The 19,222-nt window shown below is 69.5% G+C and carries 11 protein-coding genes; 9 read left to right on the forward strand and 2 right to left on the reverse strand.

The window, feature by feature from the left end:
* Positions 1–2 precede the first annotated feature (2 nt).
* From B5557_RS31140 to B5557_RS31175, 8 genes are all read left to right on the forward strand, one after another.
* Positions 3–1,352, forward strand: coding sequence for an extracellular solute-binding protein (locus B5557_RS31140; RefSeq protein WP_079662562.1), 1,350 nt, complete (start codon positions 3–5; stop codon positions 1,350–1,352).
* On the forward strand, positions 1,349–2,287 hold the full coding sequence (locus B5557_RS31145) for a carbohydrate ABC transporter permease (protein WP_079662563.1): 939 nt from the start codon (positions 1,349–1,351) through the stop codon (positions 2,285–2,287). The genes B5557_RS31140 and B5557_RS31145 overlap by 4 nt, the downstream gene beginning before the upstream one ends.
* Positions 2,284–3,147: a carbohydrate ABC transporter permease gene (locus B5557_RS31150; protein WP_079662564.1), complete on the forward strand. Its 864-nt coding sequence runs from the start codon at positions 2,284–2,286 to the stop codon at positions 3,145–3,147. The genes B5557_RS31145 and B5557_RS31150 overlap by 4 nt, the downstream gene beginning before the upstream one ends.
* Positions 3,148–3,164: 17 nt before the next feature.
* The gene (locus B5557_RS31155; RefSeq protein WP_231976092.1) at positions 3,165–4,112 is read left to right on the forward strand and encodes an arabinan endo-1,5-alpha-L-arabinosidase; all 948 of its coding nucleotides are present in this window, start codon (positions 3,165–3,167) and stop codon (positions 4,110–4,112) included.
* A gap of 67 nt (positions 4,113–4,179) precedes the next feature.
* Entirely contained in the window at positions 4,180–5,694 is a 1,515-nt protein-coding gene (gene arfA / locus B5557_RS31160) for an arabinosylfuranosidase ArfA (protein WP_079662566.1), read from the forward strand.
* Positions 5,695–5,756: 62 nt separating this feature from the next.
* Positions 5,757–6,020, forward strand: coding sequence for a hypothetical protein (locus B5557_RS31165; RefSeq protein WP_079662567.1), 264 nt, complete (start codon positions 5,757–5,759; stop codon positions 6,018–6,020).
* A gap of 28 nt (positions 6,021–6,048) precedes the next feature.
* The gene (locus B5557_RS31170) at positions 6,049–6,510 is read left to right on the forward strand and encodes an RrF2 family transcriptional regulator (protein ID WP_079662568.1); all 462 of its coding nucleotides are present in this window, start codon (positions 6,049–6,051) and stop codon (positions 6,508–6,510) included.
* 204 nt (positions 6,511–6,714) lie between these two features.
* Positions 6,715–7,365: a DUF4360 domain-containing protein gene (locus tag B5557_RS31175; protein ID WP_079662569.1), complete on the forward strand. Its 651-nt coding sequence runs from the start codon at positions 6,715–6,717 to the stop codon at positions 7,363–7,365.
* Between the two features lie 66 nt (positions 7,366–7,431).
* On the opposite strand, the gene B5557_RS31180 is transcribed toward B5557_RS31175, so the two are convergent.
* Both B5557_RS31180 and B5557_RS31185 read right to left on the reverse strand, forming a co-directional pair.
* Entirely contained in the window at positions 7,432–8,550 is a 1,119-nt protein-coding gene (locus tag B5557_RS31180; protein ID WP_231976093.1) for a terpene synthase family protein, read from the reverse strand.
* 356 nt (positions 8,551–8,906) lie between these two features.
* Positions 8,907–12,059 carry a VCBS repeat-containing protein gene (locus tag B5557_RS31185; protein WP_079662571.1) on the reverse strand — a complete coding sequence of 1,051 codons (3,153 nt, stop codon included), beginning with the start codon at positions 12,057–12,059 and terminating at the stop codon, positions 8,907–8,909.
* Between the two features lie 298 nt (positions 12,060–12,357).
* Between B5557_RS31185 and B5557_RS31190 the strand changes: the two genes are divergently transcribed.
* Entirely contained in the window at positions 12,358–19,221 is a 6,864-nt protein-coding gene (locus B5557_RS31190; protein ID WP_231976094.1) for a polymorphic toxin-type HINT domain-containing protein, read from the forward strand.
* Position 19,222: the final 1 nt, after the last annotated feature.

Here is a 19,222-nt window from a genome sequence, read left to right on the forward strand (position 1 = left end):
GTATGGGACAACCTGGCCTGAATCGCAGGCACCTTCTCGCCGCAGCAGGCGGGTTGGCAGTGGCGGGCAGTCTCGGCTTCGCCGCCCTCGGCACCGGCGCCGACGCGCTCGCCTCCGACGCGCACACCCGGGTGCGGTACTGGAACCTCTTCAGCGGCGGCGACGGCGCCAACATGATCGCGATGCTGGACGCCTTCCGTGGCGAACACCCCGACATCGACGTGAAGGACTCCACCCTCCAGTGGGGCAACCCCTTCTACACCAAGCTCGCCATGGCCGCCGCGGGCGACCGCGCACCGGAACTCGGCGTCATGCACATGGGCCGGGTCGCGGGATTCTCGCCGGGACGGCTCCTGGACCCGTGGGACGAGACCCTCCTCGCCAAGTACGGCATACGCAGGGAGGACTACAACCCGGCGCTGTGGAACCGCGGTGTCATCGACGGCAAGCTCTACGCCCTGCCGCTCGACATCCACGTACAGCTCTGCTTCTACCGCAAGGACGTCCTGAAGAAGGCGGACCTGCTGGGCGACGACGGCCGGATGATCCCCGTCACCTCCACCGACGAGTGGTTCGACGTCCTGAAGAAGGCCAAGCAGGTCCAGAAGAAGGGCCTGCAGACCATCGGACTGTGGACCAACGACCAGAACTTCCAGTGGTGGTTCTTCGTCGCCTTCTACACCCAGCTCGGCGGCCGGTGGTTCAGCGACGGCAACACCGACGTCCTCTTCGACGTCGACAAGGCCACCCAGGTCCTGGAGTTCCTCCGTAGGCACGTCACCGACGGATACGTCATCCCGGGCGCGCCGACCGGCGAGCAGTTCATCAACGGCGCCCCCTTCACCTGGGAGGGCAACTGGTCCGTCCCGGTCTTCTCCGGCGCGAAGCTGGACTACGGCGCGACCCCGCTGCCGCCCGTCTTCGGCAGGCAGGCGACCCACGCCGAGTCGCACGCCTTCGTCCTGCCGCACCAGGCGGGCCGCGGCGGCGCCACCGACGAGGCCGCGCACGAGCTGGCCGCGTACGTCGTCACGCACGCCCTGCAGTGGGCGGCCGGCGGCCACATCCCCGCGTACACGCCGACGCTGTCCACGGCCGCCTACAAGAAGCTCACCCCGCAGAACGAGTACGTCTCGGCCATGAACCACCAGGCCACCGAGCCGAAGGTGTGGTTCGCGGGCTCCACCGGCGTCCTCGCGCAGGATCTCGGCCCCGTCGTCGTCTCCTCGACCATGGGCTCCGCGAAGCCGGCCGCCGTCGCACAGCGGATGAAGTCCCATCTCACCAAGCTCCTCGCCTCGAAGAACCCGATGGACGGCAAGACCGCCGCGCAGGGAGGTGCGCTCGCTTGACGACCAGTGCCCAGACCGTCGTCGCACCGGCGCGGGCGAAGACCGCCGCCGCCACCGCGACCCTGCGCCGTAAGCAGGGCTTCCAGCACGGGGGCTGGTTCGTCGCCCCGTTCCTGCTGCTGTTCGCGCTGTTCGTGATCTGGCCGCTGCTGCGCGGTGGCTACCTCAGCTTCACCGACGCCAACATCTCCGGCGACGGCGCGAGCTTCGTCGGCCTCGACAACTACCGCGATGCCCTCAACGACCAGGCGATGTGGGACGCGCTCGGCCACAGCGCGTACTTCACGCTGCTCGTCGTGCCGTGCATCACGGTCCTGGCCTTCCTGCTCGCGATGCTCGCCCACCACATCGAGCGCGGCAAGTGGCTGTGGCGGCTGTGCTTCTTCGCACCGTTCCTGCTGCCGTCGACGGTCGCCGCCAACATGTGGCAGTGGCTGTTCACCCAGGGGATCGGCCTGTTCAACGAGACCTTCGGGCTCACCACACCCTGGCTGACCGACAAGTCGTACGCGATGCTCGCCATCGTCATCCAGACGCTGTGGTGGACGGTCGGCTTCAGCTTCCTGCTGTACCTCGCCGCGCTCCAGGGCATCCCCGACCACCTCTACGAGGCCGCCAAACTGGACGGCGCGAACGCCTGGCACCGGATGGTGCACATCACCCTGCCGATGCTGCGCCACATCACCGGCCTGGTGATCGCGCTCCAGGTCCTCGCCTCGCTCCAGCTCTTCGACCAGGCCGTCGTGATGATGGACTTCAGCCCCGGACCCGAGCTCAGCACCCGCTCCTTCGTCCAGTACACCCTCGAACAGGGCTTCACCAGCTACCGCGTGGGCTACGCCTCCGCGATGTCCATCATCTTCTTCGTGATCATCGCGGCCGTCGCCCTCGTGCGGATGGCGCTGCTGCGCAACCGTGAGGAGGGCGGCCGATGACCACCGCCGCGACCACCCCGAAGGTCAAGTCCCGCAAGCCCTGGACGCCCAGCCAGATCGTCCTCACACTGCTCGGCGTCGCCGTCTCCGCCGTCTTCGTGGCGCCGATCGCCGCCGCCCTGTTCACCTCGCTCAAGTCCGAGGCCGAGGCGGCCGAGATCCCGCCGCACTGGCTGCCGAAGGTGTGGACGGTCCAGGCCTGGAAGGCCCTCTGGGACACCGGCAACATCACGAACTGGTTCGTCAACTCCCTCGTGGTGTCGATCCTGGTGACGGCCATCGTGGTCACCGTCGCCGCCCTCGCCGGATACGGTTTCGCCCGCACCGAGTTCAAGGGCAAGTCCGTCCTCATGGGCGTCATGATGACGGGCCTGATGATCTCCCCGGCCGTCCTCGGCGTGCCCCTCTTCAGCACCGTCCAGCAGCTGGGGATGGTCGACACCTACTGGGGCATGATCCTTCCGCAGTGCGCGCCCGCCGCGATGGTCTACATCCTCTACAAGTTCTTCCAGGGCATCCCGCGAGAACTGGAGGAGGCGGCGTTCATCGACGGCGCCGGCCGCTGGCGGGTCTTCTTCACCATCGTGCTCCCCCTCTCCCGCCCCTCCCTCGCCGCGGTCGGCATCTTCACCTTCATCGCCTCGTGGAACAACTTCCTGTGGCCGTACATGGTGACCAACAACCCCGACCTGATGACCATGCCGAACGGCATCGCGACCGTCATGAACTCCTACGGCATCCAGTGGGCGCAGCTCATGGCAGGCGGCCTCATGGCGGGCCTGCCGCTGATCGTCGTCTTCGTCTTCTTCCAGCGGCAGATCGTGGCGGGCGTCGCCCACACGGGATTGGCGGGCCAGTGAACCTGAAACGTTACGTCGTGGCCGTTGCCGCAACCCTGCTGGCCATCCTCCCCAACTCGGCGCAGGCGGGCGTCACGTACCCCGACCCACAGCCCATCACCGGCCAGCAGATCATCCACGACCCGACCGTCATCCACCTCAAGTCGGGCGGATACGTGGCCTATTCGACCGGCGGCGTCATCGGCGCCCGCCGCTCCAAGGACCGCGTCCGGTGGGACGATGCGGGCAACGCCTTCGCGTCGCCGCCGAGTTGGTGGTACGAGTACAACGACACCGGCGACCCCTGGGCCCCGGACATCTCCTACCGTGACGGCCGGTACTGGCTCTACTACGCCGTGTCGTCCTGGGGCACCAACCACAGCGCGATCGGCGTGGCCACGTCCCCGTCAGGCCTCCCCGGCACCTGGACGGACCACGGCAAGGTCTTCACCTCCGAGACGACGGACTCCTGGAACGCGATCGACCCGGCCGTCGTCCGCGCCGACGGCAGGCTGTGGATGACGTTCGGCTCGTACTGGACGGGCATCCGCATGGTCGAACTGAACCCGAGGACGGGCAAGGCGATCCCCGGAGCGACGGTCACCCACCTGGCGACCCGCCCGGACGCCCCGTACGCGGTCGAGGGCCCGTACATCGTCGAACACGGCCGCTACTACTACCTCTTCGCGTCCTACGACGCCTGTTGCGCGGGCGTGAACTCGACATACAAGATCAAGGTCGGCCGCTCGACGAAGGTGACGGGCCCGTACGTCGACAGCACGGGCAAGCCCCTGCTGGAGGGCGGCGGCGACCTGTTGCTGGAGGGCCACGGCCGTTTCATCGGCACCGGCGGAGAGTCGATCTTCAAGGACAGGGGAAGAGATGTCCTGGCGTACCACTACTACGACGCAGAGGACGGCGGGACGCCCAAGCTGGGGCTCAACCCCTTGAGCTGGACAAAAACGGGCTGGCCCAGGCTCTTTTAGGGGCGCGGAGAACTGCGCGACCAGCCACAACGCACCCGCAGACAGAACTGAGACCCGAAAGGCAAAGATGAGGACCGCCCGCTTCACCCTCGACCCCGCCTTCACCATCGGCGAAGTAAACCCCCGCCTCTTCGGCAGCTTCGTGGAACACCTAGGTCGCTGCGTCTACACCGGCATCTTCGAACCGGACCACCCCACCGCGGACGCGGAAGGCCTCCGCCAGGACGTCCTGGACCTGGTCCGCGAACTCGGCGTCACCGCCGTCCGCTACCCCGGCGGCAACTTCGTCTCGGGCTACAAGTGGGAAGACTCCGTCGGCCCCGCAGAGGACCGCCCCCGCCGCCTCGACCTCGCCTGGCGCTCCACCGAGACCAACCGCTTCGGCCTCTCCGAGTACATCGACTTTCTGAAGAAGATCGGCCCCCAGGCCGAGCCCATGATGGCCCTCAACCTCGGCACCCGGGGCGTCGCCGAGGCGCTCGAACTCCAGGAGTACGCCAACCACCCCGAGGGCACCGCCCTCTCCGACCTCCGTGTCTCCCACGGCGACAAGGACGCCTTCGGCATCAAGTTGTGGTGCCTCGGCAACGAGATGGACGGCCCCTGGCAGACCGGCCACAAGACCGCCCAGGAGTACGGCCGGATCGCCGCCGAGACCGCCCGCGCGATGCGCCAGATCGACCCGGGCGTCGAACTCGTCGCCTGCGGCTCCTCCAGCCAGTCCATGCCGACCTTCGCCGCGTGGGAGGCGACGGTCCTGGAGGAGACGTACGACCTCGTTGACCACATCTCCCTGCACGCCTACTACCAGCCCGAAGACGGCGACGTCGACTCCTTCCTGGCCTGCGCCGTCGACATGGAGTCCTTCATCGAGAACGTGGTCGCCACCGCCGACCACATCGGCGCGAAGCTGAAGTCGAAGAAGAAGATCAACCTCTCCTTCGACGAGTGGAACGTCTGGTACATCTCGGAGTGGCACGCGATCGAGAACTCCGGCGCGCGGGACTGGGCGGAGGCCCCCCGCCTGCTGGAGGACAACTACAGCGTCACCGACGCCGTCGTCTTCGGTTCCCTCCTCATCGGGCTGCTCCGGCACGCCGACCGCGTCACCGTCGCCTGTCTCGCCCAGCTCGTCAACGTGATCGCGCCGATCATGACCGAGCCGGGCGGCCCGGCGTGGCGGCAGACGACGTTCTTCCCGTTCGCGCAGGCCTCGCGGTACGGCCGGGGCACGGTCCTCGACGTCCGGGTGGACTCGCCGACGTACGAGACGCGCAAGTACGGCGAGACGGATCTGCTGCACGCGACGGCCGTCCGCGCCGAGGACGGCACGGTCACCGTCTTCGCCGTCAACCGCAGCCGGACCGACGCGCTGCCCCTCGAAGTCGCCCTGAACGGCCTCGGCCTGACGAACGTCGTCGAGCACAGCGTGCTCGCCGACGCCGACCCGGACGCCCGCAACACCCTCGCCGACCCTGAGCGGGTCGCCCCGCACGCTGCCGAGGGAACGGCGTTGACGGCCGCCGGCACGCTGGCGGCGACACTGGAACCGCTGTCCTGGAACGTGATCAGACTGGCGTAGGGCTTGCGCGTCGAGTGTGCAGTCACTTCCGATCACCGCTCGGGTGGCTGCACACTGACGTCATGAACCGTCCGGGCCTGGCGGCACGGTGGGCGGGCAGGCTCCTGTGCTGGACCTTGGCCGCAGCCATGGCGTCCGCCGCCGTCGAAGCCGTCGTCAAGCCGGGCGCCGGCTGGTGGCGCACGGCCTGGCCCCTGCCCTGGTACCTGGTCCCCGTCTGGGCCCTGCTGTGGGCGGCGCTGCGGGCGCGGGAGAAACGAACGACCGGCGCGGGCCGCCCCGGTGCCGACGAGAACGTGCCGACGGACTACGACGAGATCGCCTGACCTCACCAGGGGACCTCACAATGGGGTCATGAGGATCTCGGCGCGGGCGGACTACGCGGTGCGGGCGGTACTGGAGCTTGCCGTACGGCAGGGCGGTGGGGACCCGGTGAAGGCGGAGTCGATCGCCGCCGAGCAGGACATTCCGCACAAGTTCCTGGAGGGGATCCTCGGCGACCTGCGGCGCGGCGGGATCGTCGACAGCCGGCGCGGCGGGGGCGGCGGTTATCGGCTGGCCCGCGATCCGGCGGCGATCACGGTCGCGGACGTCATCAGGGCGGTGGACGGCCCGATCGTCTCCGTACGCGGGGAACGTCCGACGGGCCTGACCTACACGGGATCCGCGCAGCCCCTGCTGCCGCTGTGGATCGCGCTGCGGGCGAACGTGCGGCGGATCCTGGAGGGCGTCACGATCGCCGACATCGCGGCGGACGCGCTGCCGACTCCGGTGAAGGAGCTGGCAGCGGAACCGGCCGCGTGGGAGAACCCGTAGCCCGCGGTGGGTCCGGTGGTCGGGTGCCCGGATGTCCGGTGGCCCGGTGGTCGGGTGGTCGGGTGGTCGGGTGGTGTGAACGGGACGGGGTGAATGGCCGGAGTTCGACCTGGGCGTGCCCCGAGGGCCTCCCTACGATGCGAGCGCCCCCCCAGTTCTTCACAGGAACTCCACAGGTGTTCCGTTGAACCAAGGAGAATCACCATGGCAAGTGGGCTGCTCCTGGGCGGCGCGGTCGCCGCGCTCCTCACCGCGGCGATACCCGCGCACAACTCGTCCCCCGTCTTCGACAACCCGCCCCCGGACAAGATCGTCATCGACGTCGCCACGGTGAACGGCTCCGGCTGTCCCGCCGGTACCGCGGCCGTCGCCGTCTCCGAGGACAACACCGCCTTCACCGTGACCTACAGCGACTATCTCGCCCAGGTCGGTGGAGGCTCCAACCCCACGGCGTTCCGCAAGAACTGCCAGCTCAACCTGATCGTGCACGTGCCGTCGGGCTTCACGTACGCCATCGCCAAGGCGGACTACCGCGGTTACGCCTCACTGCAGTCCGGCGCGACCGCCGTGCAGCGCGCCTCGTACTACTTCCAGGGCTCGTCGCAGACGGTGTTCAAGAACCACAACTTCAACGGCGCCTACAGCGACAACTGGCAGGCGACCGACACCACCGACTGGGCCCAACTGGTCTGGGCGCCCTGTGGCGTTCAGCGCAACTTCAACATCAACACCGAACTCCGGGTCAACGCGGGCACCTCGCCGTCGAGCAAGGTCAGCTTCATGACGATGGACTCGACCGACGGCGACCTCAGCACCATCTACCACATGGCGTGGAAGGAGTGCCCGGGCAAGTAGTCGGAGCGCCTCACCTCGCCGCGTGCGCCACGAAACCGGCCCACGCGGCGGGGGAGCCGGGCCGGTTCACGCGACCGCCCTGGCCGGGTCGTGCCGGTCGCCGCAGTGGCGGCAGACGCCGGTCGCGGCGGCCGAGGAGCGCGCGTCGGCCGTGAGCCGGTCGTGGGTGGGACCCAGCGGCCCCGTCCTGGGGGTGGGGCGTCCTGCGCGGTTGTTGTGGCGCCCGGTGAGGGTGTGCCATTCGAGGTTTCCCCGCATCCAGTGCCGCAGGCCGGTGAGGTAGCGGGCGAGTTCGGGCGAGGCGTCGTGCCTGACCTCGGGTTCCAGACACAGATAGTCGCGCATGAGGTCGTCGTGGAGCTCACCGGTCGCGCACATGCTGCGTTCGATGGACCAGCCGTGGCGTGCTGCGAGCACGGTGGGCAGGCTGTGACTGCCTATGTCGGCGCTCTCCTTGGCGACCGAGTACAGGTCGTTGACCAGCATGATCATGAGGGAGGCGGCGAGGGACAGGTCGCGGACCCCCGGCGATTCCCAGTCGCGGACGGACAGTTCGTAGCCGCCGACGACGTCGATGAGGACCAGACAGGCCATGCCCCCGTTGTACTTCCGATGAGCCAGGTACTCCGCGGGTTCGGGTACGTGCCCGGCGATACGCCAGGAGTTTTCGGCCGCCATCGCGAGGAAGGTGGCGATCGTCTCGTGGCGCAGTCGGCCCACTTGCGCCGGCGTGCCGAGGCGGGTGACGTGTTCCGCGGTCTCGCGGAGCGCACGGGTCACCGGGTCGCCGGCGACGAAGGCCTCGACCGAGGGGCAGTCGGGCAGCCGGGGGCCGTTCTCCAGCGCGGTGAGCGCACCCGCGAGCCGTGAGGCGCTCATGGCGAGGTGGACGCCTTCGATGCCCTCGTCGCAGTAGTGGTCGTCCGCGGCGAACAGGGCGGTCATGTTCCGGGCCGCGAGCATCAGGTGATCCTGGTCGACCGCGTCAGGGTGCGTCAGCGCGGCGAACGTGCCGAACCGGTACCCGTCCAGCTCGTTCCGCTGCCCCGGGAAGAGATCGAGGCTGAGCGCCCAGGCAACGATGTCGTCGTCCGCCTTGCGAGCCGCCGACTCGTCGTACGTGACCGGAAACGGGCACAACACACTCGGCACTGACAGTTCCCGTGTGGATGTGTCGCTATTCATGCATCTTATGGTGCGGTGTGAGGGCACTTCGGGGAATGGCTGGTTCTGGCCACAACATCGTTGCCTCGCCAACCATTTCGCCTCACAGCAGCATCGGCCGTTTCTGTCACAGGGGAGTTCATACCCCATCGAGCCGGGCGGCCGGGCCGGTTTGAGGGCACGTTTCGGCAATGTGACGGGGCCTGGTAACGGTGCGCCTGACAAGCCCACTTCGCCGGGTCGGGGCGATCGTCGGCCATCTCGGAGGTGTCGTAAAACCCGCCTGTCCGAAACTGGTTGGCCGAACGCCGACTGGACGCCACCCCAGTCGAGGTGACGTCCAGTCAGATGCGGAGAAGGGGATTACCGGGCGGCTGTCAGGACAGCGACTTGATCGCCTGCCAGCCCGTCGTGCCGACCGCCACCGGGGTGCCCACGAGCCCGCTCGCCCGGCCCGGCACGAACTCCAGGCCCGCCGACGTGTTGGCCGTCGTGGTCCACAGATCGGAGACCCCGTCGCCGTTGGTGTCGCCCGAGGCGGTGATCAGCGGCCGGGCCGCCGTCGTCCAACCGGTCGCGTACGCCGTCCGGTTGGCGCCCGCGCCCAGCGACGCCGGATCGGTGCCGCCGTCGGAGACCCCGTCGCCGTCCGCGTCGCCCGGACTGCGCCCGTGGTACAGCCACACCTCGCCGTTGGCCGTGTTGCGGCCGATCAGGTCGGTGAAGCCGTCGCCGTCCACATCGCCCGGGGAGGCGAGCTGCATGCCGCTCCAGCCCGAGTTCCCGATCAGATAGCCGGAGTCGACCGTGCCGCTCGCCTGGCCGGGCAGGAACCACAACTGGTCGCCGATCACCGCGACGAAGTCGGGATTCCGGAGCTCGCTGTCGGGCGTGATGTCGCCGACCGAGACGATCTGCTTGATGGCTGCCGTGTCCGTCGCCACCTCCGTCTCCGGGTCCGGGAAGACGTACACCTCCTGCTTGGTGTCCTCGGTGAACTCGCCCTGCCCGTTGTTGGGATAGAGCCACAGCTTGCCGTCGGAGCGCCGGGCCACCAGATCCTCGTAGAAGTCCAGCGACCAGTCGCCCCGGTGCGTCAGCAGCGCCCCGTTCCAGCCGCCGCCGGAGGACAGCGGGATCATCGTGTCCACCTTGCCGCTGCCCGTCCCGCCGTACAGTCGCAGGTTGTTCGAGCCGTCCACGGCGAACAGGTCCGGCATGCCGTCACCGTTGACGTCACCGGGCTTGTCCGTCACACCGGGGCTCTTGACGTAGAAGCGGTACGGGTAGATCGGGCCGGGATTCTTCGCCGCGTCCACGGAACGGACGTACAGCGTGTGCGGTCCCGGCGTGAGCGGGGTGATTTTCGCCTGCGCCGGGCCACCCTTCGTCGTCGGCTTCGCCGAACTGCTCGGCGGGGTGCGGTCCAGGCCGTACAGGTACTCGGCGGTGTCCGACACGCCGTTGGCGCCGAACTCGAACACGCCCTCGGTGCGCGCCAGCGCGCCCTCGACCGGCTCGATGTCGGGCGTCGTCTCGGGGTACAGGTCGTCCTTGGAGTCGACGGTCGGCATCACCGTCGGCGCGGTCGGGTCGAAGCCGAAACGGCAGCCGGGCGCGCCCTGCGTCGGCGTCCAGTCGGAGGCGAAGGCCGCGTCAGCGGTGTCCTCGGCCTGCGCCTTCCACGAGAACTGCCCGCCGCTCGCGCCCTTGTGCTGGTCGAGCAGCGACTTCGGCACGACGACCCGCGCCTGCGCGCCCTTGGAGTCGGTCGACTTGACGGTGACCTTCACCCGCTTGTCGAAGATGATCCCGGGCGACACGTCGTGCTTGCCGGTGGCCCACAGGTGGAACTGGACGTTCACCGCCCCGCCGTCCGGGTCCCAGGCCTGCGCGGTGAGCGTGACGTCCGTGTTGCCGACCGTCACGTACGAGGAGCCGTTGCCGCACTCGGTGGTGCTCACCTTGGTGCTGGGGATGGTGTCCAGGGCCCACGGGGCCTTCGGCAGCCGGTTGAACTCGACGATCAGCTTGGCATCCGGCTTGAACTTCTTCCAGCTGTACTCGTCCTTGTTGTCCTCCGCGCTCTGCGGGGCCCGCAGACCGAAGGTGATGTTCGACCACTTGCTCGCCGCGGCTTTGACGGCCGCGTCCTTCGCGTCGAAGTCGACCGCCGCGTTCGGGCAGCCGAACGTCTCATTGCCGTGCGCGACGCTGCGGCTGTCCTGGCGCGTCGACCAGGAGGGCTGCTTGTTCCAGGTGGTCGACGAGCTGATCGACCCCGTCAGATACAGCTCTACCGGCTTGGGCGTGCAGGACCAGGAGTGCGTCTCGGTGATCTGGAACTGCGCGTCGATCACCTTCACGCCCGCCAGGAACTTGGAGCCCACGCGGAAGAAGGAGCGGGCCGTGCCGCCCGTGGACGACTCGTAGCCGACGCGCGCCTCGCTCGTCGTACCGCCGTCCCAGCCCGTGCCGTTCCAGTAACTGCTCGTCGGATGCGGCTTGTAGGCGATCGTCCAGGCCTCGCGGGTGCCGGTCATCCGAGGGTCGATGTAGACCGGGAACTCGGTGTCCGGGGCGTCGAGCAGGTTCTGATCGGGTGTCAGGACAACACGGTCGTCGGCCACTTCCACGCCGACCTCGCTGCTCTTGGTGCCCGGGGTGAGCGGGGAGGGGTCGGAGACGGGGCCGGAGACGGGGCCGGCCGTGGACGCCGTTCCGGCTGCGGTCGAGCGCAGGCTCTTGAGCGCCGGGGCCTGTTCCGCCGTCCCCGACGAGTCCCACATCCGGGCCGTGGAGGAGGCGAACACGGTCTGCCCGGCCGCGTTGACCGCGCTGAGCGTGCCCGTCTCCGCGTCCTCACGCAGGTCCAGGCCCTCGGTGCGCAGGCCGAAGCCGATCTGCGCGAGCTCCGGGCGGTCGGCCGCCTCGGGAGTCTTCACGATCAGCGCCTGACTGAAACCGTCCACGCTCGCCTTCACGGCCAGGTCGACGCCCGGGAAGACCTCCCGATAGGTCGCCGTGGGGCCGTCGAGCACCGGCTCGGGAAGGTCTTTCGGCCAGGTCAGGGCCAGTTTGCCGGCACGGTCGGAGAGGGTGACGAGGCGGTTGTCGCCGCCGGCCGAGAACGTGACCCGGCCGGGTGCCGCCTTGGGCTGGATCCGGCCGGCCGTCTCGGCGAGCGTGGTGTCCACCGGCGTCCATGCACCCTCGCGTTTCACGCGCACGGGCAGGGTGTGCTGGGTGTGGCGGAGGTTGCCGTTGGGTAGTGCGTGAGTCTCGCTGGTCTCGGTGCGCTCGGACACCAGCTCCACGGGCTCACCGGTCTCGGCGGCCTGCCGGAGGGCGTCCTGTTCGGCGTCCGCGGCCACCGTCGCGGAGTCGGTGGCCGAGCCGGCGGTGTCGGTCGCGACCGCGGTGAGCGGCGTCAGCCCGAGCGTCCCGCCGGCGAGCGCCGCGACGAGCGCGAGGCGCGCCGAGCGCCCGTTCCGGCGCGTCCGGCGCTGTCTTCGGGATGTGTCTGGCATGGGCGAATCCCCCCGGAGTCCGTTGCCGTGCGAGCCCCGTCCCGGGGGCCGCCGCGAGCCCTTTCACCTGGGCCGCGTCGCCGAACAGTACACGCGACATGGCCAGTTCTTTGCCAAGGTATGGCGAAAGTGGGGATTGCCGCATTGCCTGCGCATTACTTGTCAGGGTGATCGACAGCGCTTACTGTCTGACCGTTCAACACTCGGTCACACAGAGTGAGGGGGAGGTTCTTTTGTGGACCACTTGATAAGACAATTGCGCTATTTCGGTCACTGGACCAGATTCACGTCCCTGTTCGTGGGGCTCGTGCTGTTCATCGGGCTGATACCCGACGACGCGAGCGCCGCCTCGGGGAGCACCCGGATCTCCGACGTCAAGCGCGATCCGTCCGTCCCGGGCCGGGACTTCAGCAAGAAGCGGCCCGCCACGCGCGACGAGGCCACGGGCGCCTTCAAGCCCGCCGCGGGGACCGTCCCCGCCCGCACCTTCACCACCCTGGTCACCGACCGGCGCGACAAGCTGCCGAAGCGGGCGCCGCTGACCGCCGGCGCCGAACCGGGTACGACGCCGGGAGCGACTCCCGTACAGGCCGGCCCGGTGAAGGTCCGTCAGCCCGCGGCCCAGGCGGCCAAGGCGGCCCGTGCTGCCGCCGCGGATCCCGGCAGCGCCGTCCAGGTCCAGGTCAAGGACGCGACCGCCGCCCGCAAGGCCGGGGTGCAGGGACTGCTGTTCACGGCGGCTCCCGCGAAGAACGGCCTCGGTCCCGCCGCGTCCGGCACGGTCGAACTCGAGCTGGACTACGCCTCGTTCAAGGACACCTACGGCGGCGACTGGGGTTCCCGGCTCCGCCTCTACCGGCTTCCGGCCTGCGCGCTGACCACACCCGAGCTGGAGCGCTGCCGTACCCGCAGCGCGCTGCCCGGCGCCAACGACGCGTCCGCGCACACCGTTTCGGGCAGCGCCGACCTGGCCGCCGCGAGCGCCGCGCCCGCCGTGTTCGCCGCCGCCGCCGAGGCCTCCGGCCCCGGGGGCAGTCACGCGGCGACCTCGCTGTCGCCGTCCGGCTCCTGGATGGCGGGCTCCTCCTCCGGCGGCTTCTCGTGGAGCTACCCGATCGAGGCCCCCGAGGTCCCCGGCGGTCCGCAGCCGGAGGTCGAACTCTCCTACTCCTCCCAGGCCGTGGACGGCCGTACCGCCTCCACCAACGCGCAGTCCTCCTGGATCGCCGAGGGCTGGGACTACGAGCCCGGCTACATCGAGCGCCGCTTCCGCTCCTGCTCGGACGACAAGGATCCGATCAAGGACGACAAGGGCGTCGAGCAGAAGCCCAACAACTCCGGTGACAGCGGAGACCTGTGCTGGGGCTCCGACCACGTCGTGATGTCCCTGGGCGGCAACACCACCGAACTCGTCAAGAAGGACGGCACCGACGACTGGCGCCCCGCCGACGACGACGGCTCCCGCCTCCAGCGCAAGACCGGCGCCGCCAACGGCGCCAAGGACGGCGAGCACTGGGTCCTGACCACCACCGACGGCACCCAGTACCACTTCGGCCTGAACAAGCTGCCGAACGCCCCCGACGGCACCGTCACCAACTCGGCACTCACCGTCCCGGTGTTCGGCAACCACCCGGGCGAGCCCTGCCACGCCACCGCGTTCATCGACTCCGACTGCGCCCAGGCCTACCGCTGGAACCTGGACTACGTGGTCGACCCGCTCGGTGACGCCATGACCCTGTGGTGGACCAAGGAGACCAACTTCTACGGCCAGAACATGAAGGCCGACCAGCAGATCTCCTACACCCGCTCCGCGCAGCTCGCCCGCATCGACTACGGCCTGCGCTCCGACAAGCTGTTCGGCGTCCAGCCGGCCGGCCGGGTCGCCTTCACCACCGCCGAACGCTGCATCCCCACCACGACGTTCGACTGCGCCGAGGCCAAACGCACCGCCGCCAACGCCAAGAACTGGCCGGACGTGCCGCTGGACCAGGAGTGCGCGTCGGGCGCCAAGTGCACCGACAAGTACTCCCCGACGTTCTGGACCACCAAGCGCCTGACGAAGATCACCACCAGCGTGCTCTCCGGCAGCGCCCTGAAGACCGTCGACTCCTGGGCCCTGGAGCAGTCCTACCCGGCCACCGGCGACGGCACCTCCCCGGCCCTGTGGCTGGACGCCATCGCCCGCACCGGCCACGGCGCCGGCGCGACCGCCGCGATGCCGAAGGTCACCTTCGCCGGCATCCAGCTCGACAACCGCGTCGACAAGGTGGAGGGCCTGCCGCCCTTCTCCCGCTACCGGGTGCACGCCATCGACACCGAGACCGGCGGCCGCATCGGCGTCACCTACTCGGCGCGCGACTGCCGGGCCCTGGAGCCCAAGCGGATGCCGGCGTCCCCCGAGTCCAACACCATGCGCTGCTTCCCGCAGTACTGGACGCCCAAGGGCGCCCTCAACCCGGTGAAGGACTGGTTCCACAAGTACGTCGTCACCGAGGTCCGCGAGGAGGACCTGGTCACCGACAGCCCCGCCAAGGTGACCAGCTACGAGTTCCTCGGCGGCGCCGGATGGGCCTACGACGACAGCGAGTTCACCGAGAACAAGCACCGCACCTGGTCGCAGTACCGCGGCTACGAACGCGTCCGCACCCGCCAGGGCGGCGGCGACGACGTCAAGCAGCTCACCGAGCACCGCTACTTCCGCGGCCTGCACGGCGACAAACTGCCCTCCGGGACCCGCAGTTCGTTCGTCACCGACAGCGAGGGCACGTCGTACGCCGATCTTCCGCAGTACCAGGGACAGTTGCTGGAGCAGATCGCCTACGAGTCCGACGGCGGCCCCGTCGACTCGGCGACCGTCACCACCCCCTGGGCGGTGAGAACGGCCACCCGTACCCGCGCCGGAACCACACCCCTGGAAGCGTGGATGACCCGCCCGGAGAGCGTCCGCACCCGCGAACGCGTCAAGGGCGACACCTGGCGCACCTCCACCGAGACCACAAAGTACGACAGCTACGGCCTGCCGTACGAGGTCGAGGAGAAGACACCGGGCGGCAAGGTCCGCTGCTCCACCGTCGGCTACGCCCGCAACACCACCGCGTACCTGATCGAGTCGGAGTCCCGCGAGAAGACCGTGCTCGGCGCGTGCGGCACCATCGGCGGCGAAGTCGTCGAGGACACCCGCACGTTCTACGACAACCTGGCCTTCGGCGCCGCCCCCACCAAGGGGCTGCCCACCGAGGTCCAGGAACTGAACGGCAAGGGCGACGGCTACGTCACCATCGACCGCACCGAGTACGACATCCACGGCCGCGAGACCGCGACCTGGGACGCGGACAACCGCAAGACATGGGTCGAGTACACGCCCGCGACCGTGGCCCGTCCGACGAAGCAGGTCTCCACCGACCCGCTGCTGCACACCGAGACCACGGTCTTCGACGACGTGCGCGGCCTGCCGCTCACCGAGACGGACGCCAACGGCAAGACGGCCACCATGCAGTACGACCCGCTGGGCAGGCTCCTGAAGGTCTGGGAAATCGACCGCGACCCGGCGACCCAGACCCCGACGGCCACGTACGACTACGCCGTGCGCCGCGACGGGCCGACGATCACCACCGCGCGCACCCTGAAGGACGACGGCGAGTACGCGGTCTCCTACGAGATCCTCGACGGTCTGATGCGCGAGCGGCAGACACAGGACGAGGCCGTCGGCACGGGCCGCATCGTCAACGACACCTTCTACGACAGCGCAGGCCGCAAGTGGAAGGAGAACGAGGGGTACTACAACACCGCCGAGCCCGAGGCGAAGCTCCTCCAGGTCGGCGACAACGAGGTCCCCTCCCAGAACCGCACCCTCTTTGACGGCCAGGGCCAGCCCACCGCCGACATCACCTACTACCACGGCACGGAGAAGCTGCGCACCACGACCGAACGCGACGGTGACGTCTCCACGACGATCCCGCCGGGCGGCGACACCGTCACAGCCGTCTTCGAGGACGCCGAGGGCCGCGTCGAGAAACTGCGCGAGTACACCGACAGCGCACGCACGAAGTGGCGGGACACCCTCTACCAGTACGACGCCCTCGGCAACCTGGAGAAGGTGACCGCCCCCGGCGGCGCCACCACCTCCTTCGAGTACGACAAACGGGGCCGCCAGACCGCGGTCGTCGACCCCGACGGCGGACGCACCGAGATGCGGTACGACAACGCGGACAACGTGATCGCGACCGTCGACCCGTTCCAGCGGACCCTCGTCACCACGTATGACGGCGGCGGCCGGCCGACCACCCTGCGCGAGGGCAGCGACACCGGCCCCAAGCGCCTGGAGTGGACGTACGACTCCCTCGGCAAGGGCCTGCCCACCGCGCAGATCCGCTACGAGGGCGGCCGTGAGTACCGCGAAGAGATCACCGCCTACGACAACGCCTACCGGGTGAAGTCGTCCAAGACGGTGATCCCGACGGAGGAGACCGGCCTCGCCGGCTCCTACGAGTACAGCTACTCCTACACCCCGACCGGCAACCTCGCCTGGGTGGAGGTTCCCGGCCTCGGCGGCCTGACGACCGAGCGGGTCGTCTTCCGCTACAACTCCGACGGCCTGCCCATCTCCATCGCCGGCGCCTCGGCCTATCTGGCGGGCGTGGACTACTCGGCGTTCGGCGAGGTCCTGCGCACGGACGCCGGCCCGGCCGGCAAGAAGGTCTACGGCTCGTACGTCTACGACGAGTTCACGCGCCGCCTGCAGTCGGCGACCTTCGACCGCTCGCTCGCCCCGGGCCGCATCAGCGAGACCCGGTTCGGCTACGACGAGGCCGGCAACGTCACCAGGATCACCGACGTGCCCGGCAGCGCCTCCCCGGACGCGGGCAAGACGGACACCCAGTGCTTCGTGTACGACAAGCTGCGCCAGATGACCTCGGCGTGGACGGCGAAGACGGAGGAGTGCGCCGCGACCCCGACCAAGGAAACGGTCGGCGGTCCGGAGGCCTACTGGCAGTCGTACCAGTACGACGAGGCGGGCAACCGCAAGACGCTCGTCGAGCACGACACGACCGGCGACCCGGCGAAGGACGTCACCCGCTCGTACCTGTACGGCAAGGCGGGCGTCGGCGGCCCCACCGCACTGGCCGAGATCAAGTCCGTCGGCCCGCAGGGCGAACGCCTCAGCACCTTCGCCTACGACAAGGCCGGCAACACCGTCGGACGCCAGAACGGCGGCACCGACCAGACGTTCGAGTACGACGTCGAGGGCCAGCTGCGCAAGGTGACCGAACCGGTCGAGGGCGGCGGTGCGAAGACCACGTCGTACCTCTACGGCGCGAACGGCGAACGCCTCATCCGCACCGGCGCGGACGGCAGCCGCACGCTGTACCTGGCCGAGGCGGAGCTGACCGTCAACGCGGCCAACGACAGCGCGAAGGCGGAACGGTTCTATCCGCACCCCGACGGATCGACGACGGTCCGCGCGACCGGCGGCGCCCGTCAGCTGATGCTCGCCGACCACCACGGCACGTCCCACACGGTCGTGGACATGGTCGACCCGGCCATGGGCGTCACACGGCGCAAGTCGATGCCGTTCGGCGAGGCCCGGGGGCAGCAGCCCGCCGCCTGGCCCGGACAGCGCGGCTTCGTCGGCGGCACGGTCGACAAGGACACCGGCCTGACCCGCCTCGGAGCCCGTGACTACGACCCGGCGACGGGCCGGTTCCTCCAGGTCGACCCCATGGTCGACTACGGCCAGCCGGCCACGATGAACGCGTACGCCTACAGCAACAACGCCCCGGCCACCTTCTCCGACCCCTCGGGCGAGTTCTTCCCGGTCGTGGTCCTGGCCGGCATCGCGGCCCGCATCGCCATCCAGGCGGCGATCCGCGCGGCAGCCCGCCGCGCGGCGATCATCGCGGCCCGCAAGGCGGCGCAGGCGGCGGCCCGTCGGGCGGCGGCGCTGGCCCGCAAGCGCGCCCTGGAGGCCGCGAAGCGCGCGGCGGCGAAGGCGAAGCGGGAGGCGGCCCGCAAGGCGGCCGCGGCGAAGCGAGCCGCGGCGCGCAAGGCCGCGGCCCGCGCGGCGGCCAAGCGGGCGGCGGCCCGCAAGGCGGCAGCCCAGGCCCGCGCCCGCGCGGCCCGGGCGGCGGCGAAGAAGGCGGCGGCCCGGCGGGCCGCGGCCCGCAAGGCGGCGGCCCGTCCGAAGCCGCGCGCCAAGCCCCGTTCACAGCCGAAGCCCCGTCCGAAGCCGTCGCAGGTGAAGCGGGCGGTGAAGAAGGTCGCGAAGGAGGTCCGGGAGGAGGTCAAGGAGACCGTCAAGGAAGAGGTCCAGGCCCAGGCCTGCGAGGTCAACAGCTTCGTGCCCGGGACGAAGGTCCTGATGGCCGACGGCTCGACGAAGCCGATCGAGAAGGTCAAGGCCGGCGACAAGGTCGTCGCCACCGACCCGAGGACGGGCAAGACCACTGTCCAGACGGCCACGGCGACGATCATCGGCAAGGGCAGCAAGGACCTGGTCCGCATCACCCTGACGGTCCACGACGGCTCGACCGCCGACGCCGAGGCGACGACGGTCACCGCGACGGCCGGCCACCCCTTCTGGGTGCCGTCCCTGCGGGAATGGGTCGACGCCGGTGAGCTGAAGCCGGGCCAGTGGCTCCAGACGTCCTCGGGCGCCTGGATCCAGATCGGCGCGGTCGAGGCATGGACGGCGAAGAAGGCCACGGTCCACAACCTGACCGTCACGGACGTCCACACGTACTACGTGCTCGTGGGGGCGGCACCGGTCCTGGCGCACAACTGCGGGGACGCGGGGTATGCGGACGTGTACCTGGATATGGCGCAGGGGCACGCCTCCATCTCGGTGACGCACAACGGTGAGACGCTGCACACCGAGGCGGGTTCCCGGCCCGGACAGGACTCCATCGTCGGCAGGCGGGACCGGCCGCATGCTCCCGGCACCGACGTCATCCGAATCCCTCTGCCGAACGCCCGGAACGCCATGAGGGCACAGAGGTACTTCCTGGACGACAACAACCGGGGCCCGCACAACAATGACACGAACAACTGCGTGACGTACTGCGCGGCGATCCTCAGGGCCGGGGGATACACCGTTCCGGAAAGCAGATCGCAGCGCATCGCGGGTTGGCTCCTGGAAACCATGTTCGAGCGAAGGAAGCTGTGAC

Source organism: Streptomyces sp. 3214.6 (assembly GCF_900129855.1).
In the GTDB taxonomy this organism is placed as follows: Bacteria; Actinomycetota; Actinomycetes; order Streptomycetales; family Streptomycetaceae; genus Streptomyces; species Streptomyces soliscabiei.

Bases quoted from the DNA above. Each gene is read 5' to 3' on its own strand.
- B5557_RS31150 (WP_079662564.1), top strand. From the start codon at position 2,284: ATGACCACCGCCGCGACCACCCCGAAGGTCAAGTCCCGCAAGCCCTGG.
- B5557_RS31175 (WP_079662569.1), top strand. From the start codon at position 6,715: ATGGCAAGTGGGCTGCTCCTGGGCGGCGCGGTCGCCGCGCTCCTCACC.
- B5557_RS31170 (WP_079662568.1), top strand. From the start codon at position 6,049: ATGAGGATCTCGGCGCGGGCGGACTACGCGGTGCGGGCGGTACTGGAG.
- B5557_RS31165 (WP_079662567.1), top strand. From the start codon at position 5,757: ATGAACCGTCCGGGCCTGGCGGCACGGTGGGCGGGCAGGCTCCTGTGC.
- B5557_RS31180 (WP_231976093.1), bottom strand. From the start codon at position 8,550: ATGAATAGCGACACATCCACACGGGAACTGTCAGTGCCGAGTGTGTTG.
- arfA (WP_079662566.1), top strand. From the start codon at position 4,180: ATGAGGACCGCCCGCTTCACCCTCGACCCCGCCTTCACCATCGGCGAA.
- B5557_RS31185 (WP_079662571.1), bottom strand. From the start codon at position 12,059: ATGCCAGACACATCCCGAAGACAGCGCCGGACGCGCCGGAACGGGCGC.
- B5557_RS31140 (WP_079662562.1), top strand. From the start codon at position 3: ATGGGACAACCTGGCCTGAATCGCAGGCACCTTCTCGCCGCAGCAGGC.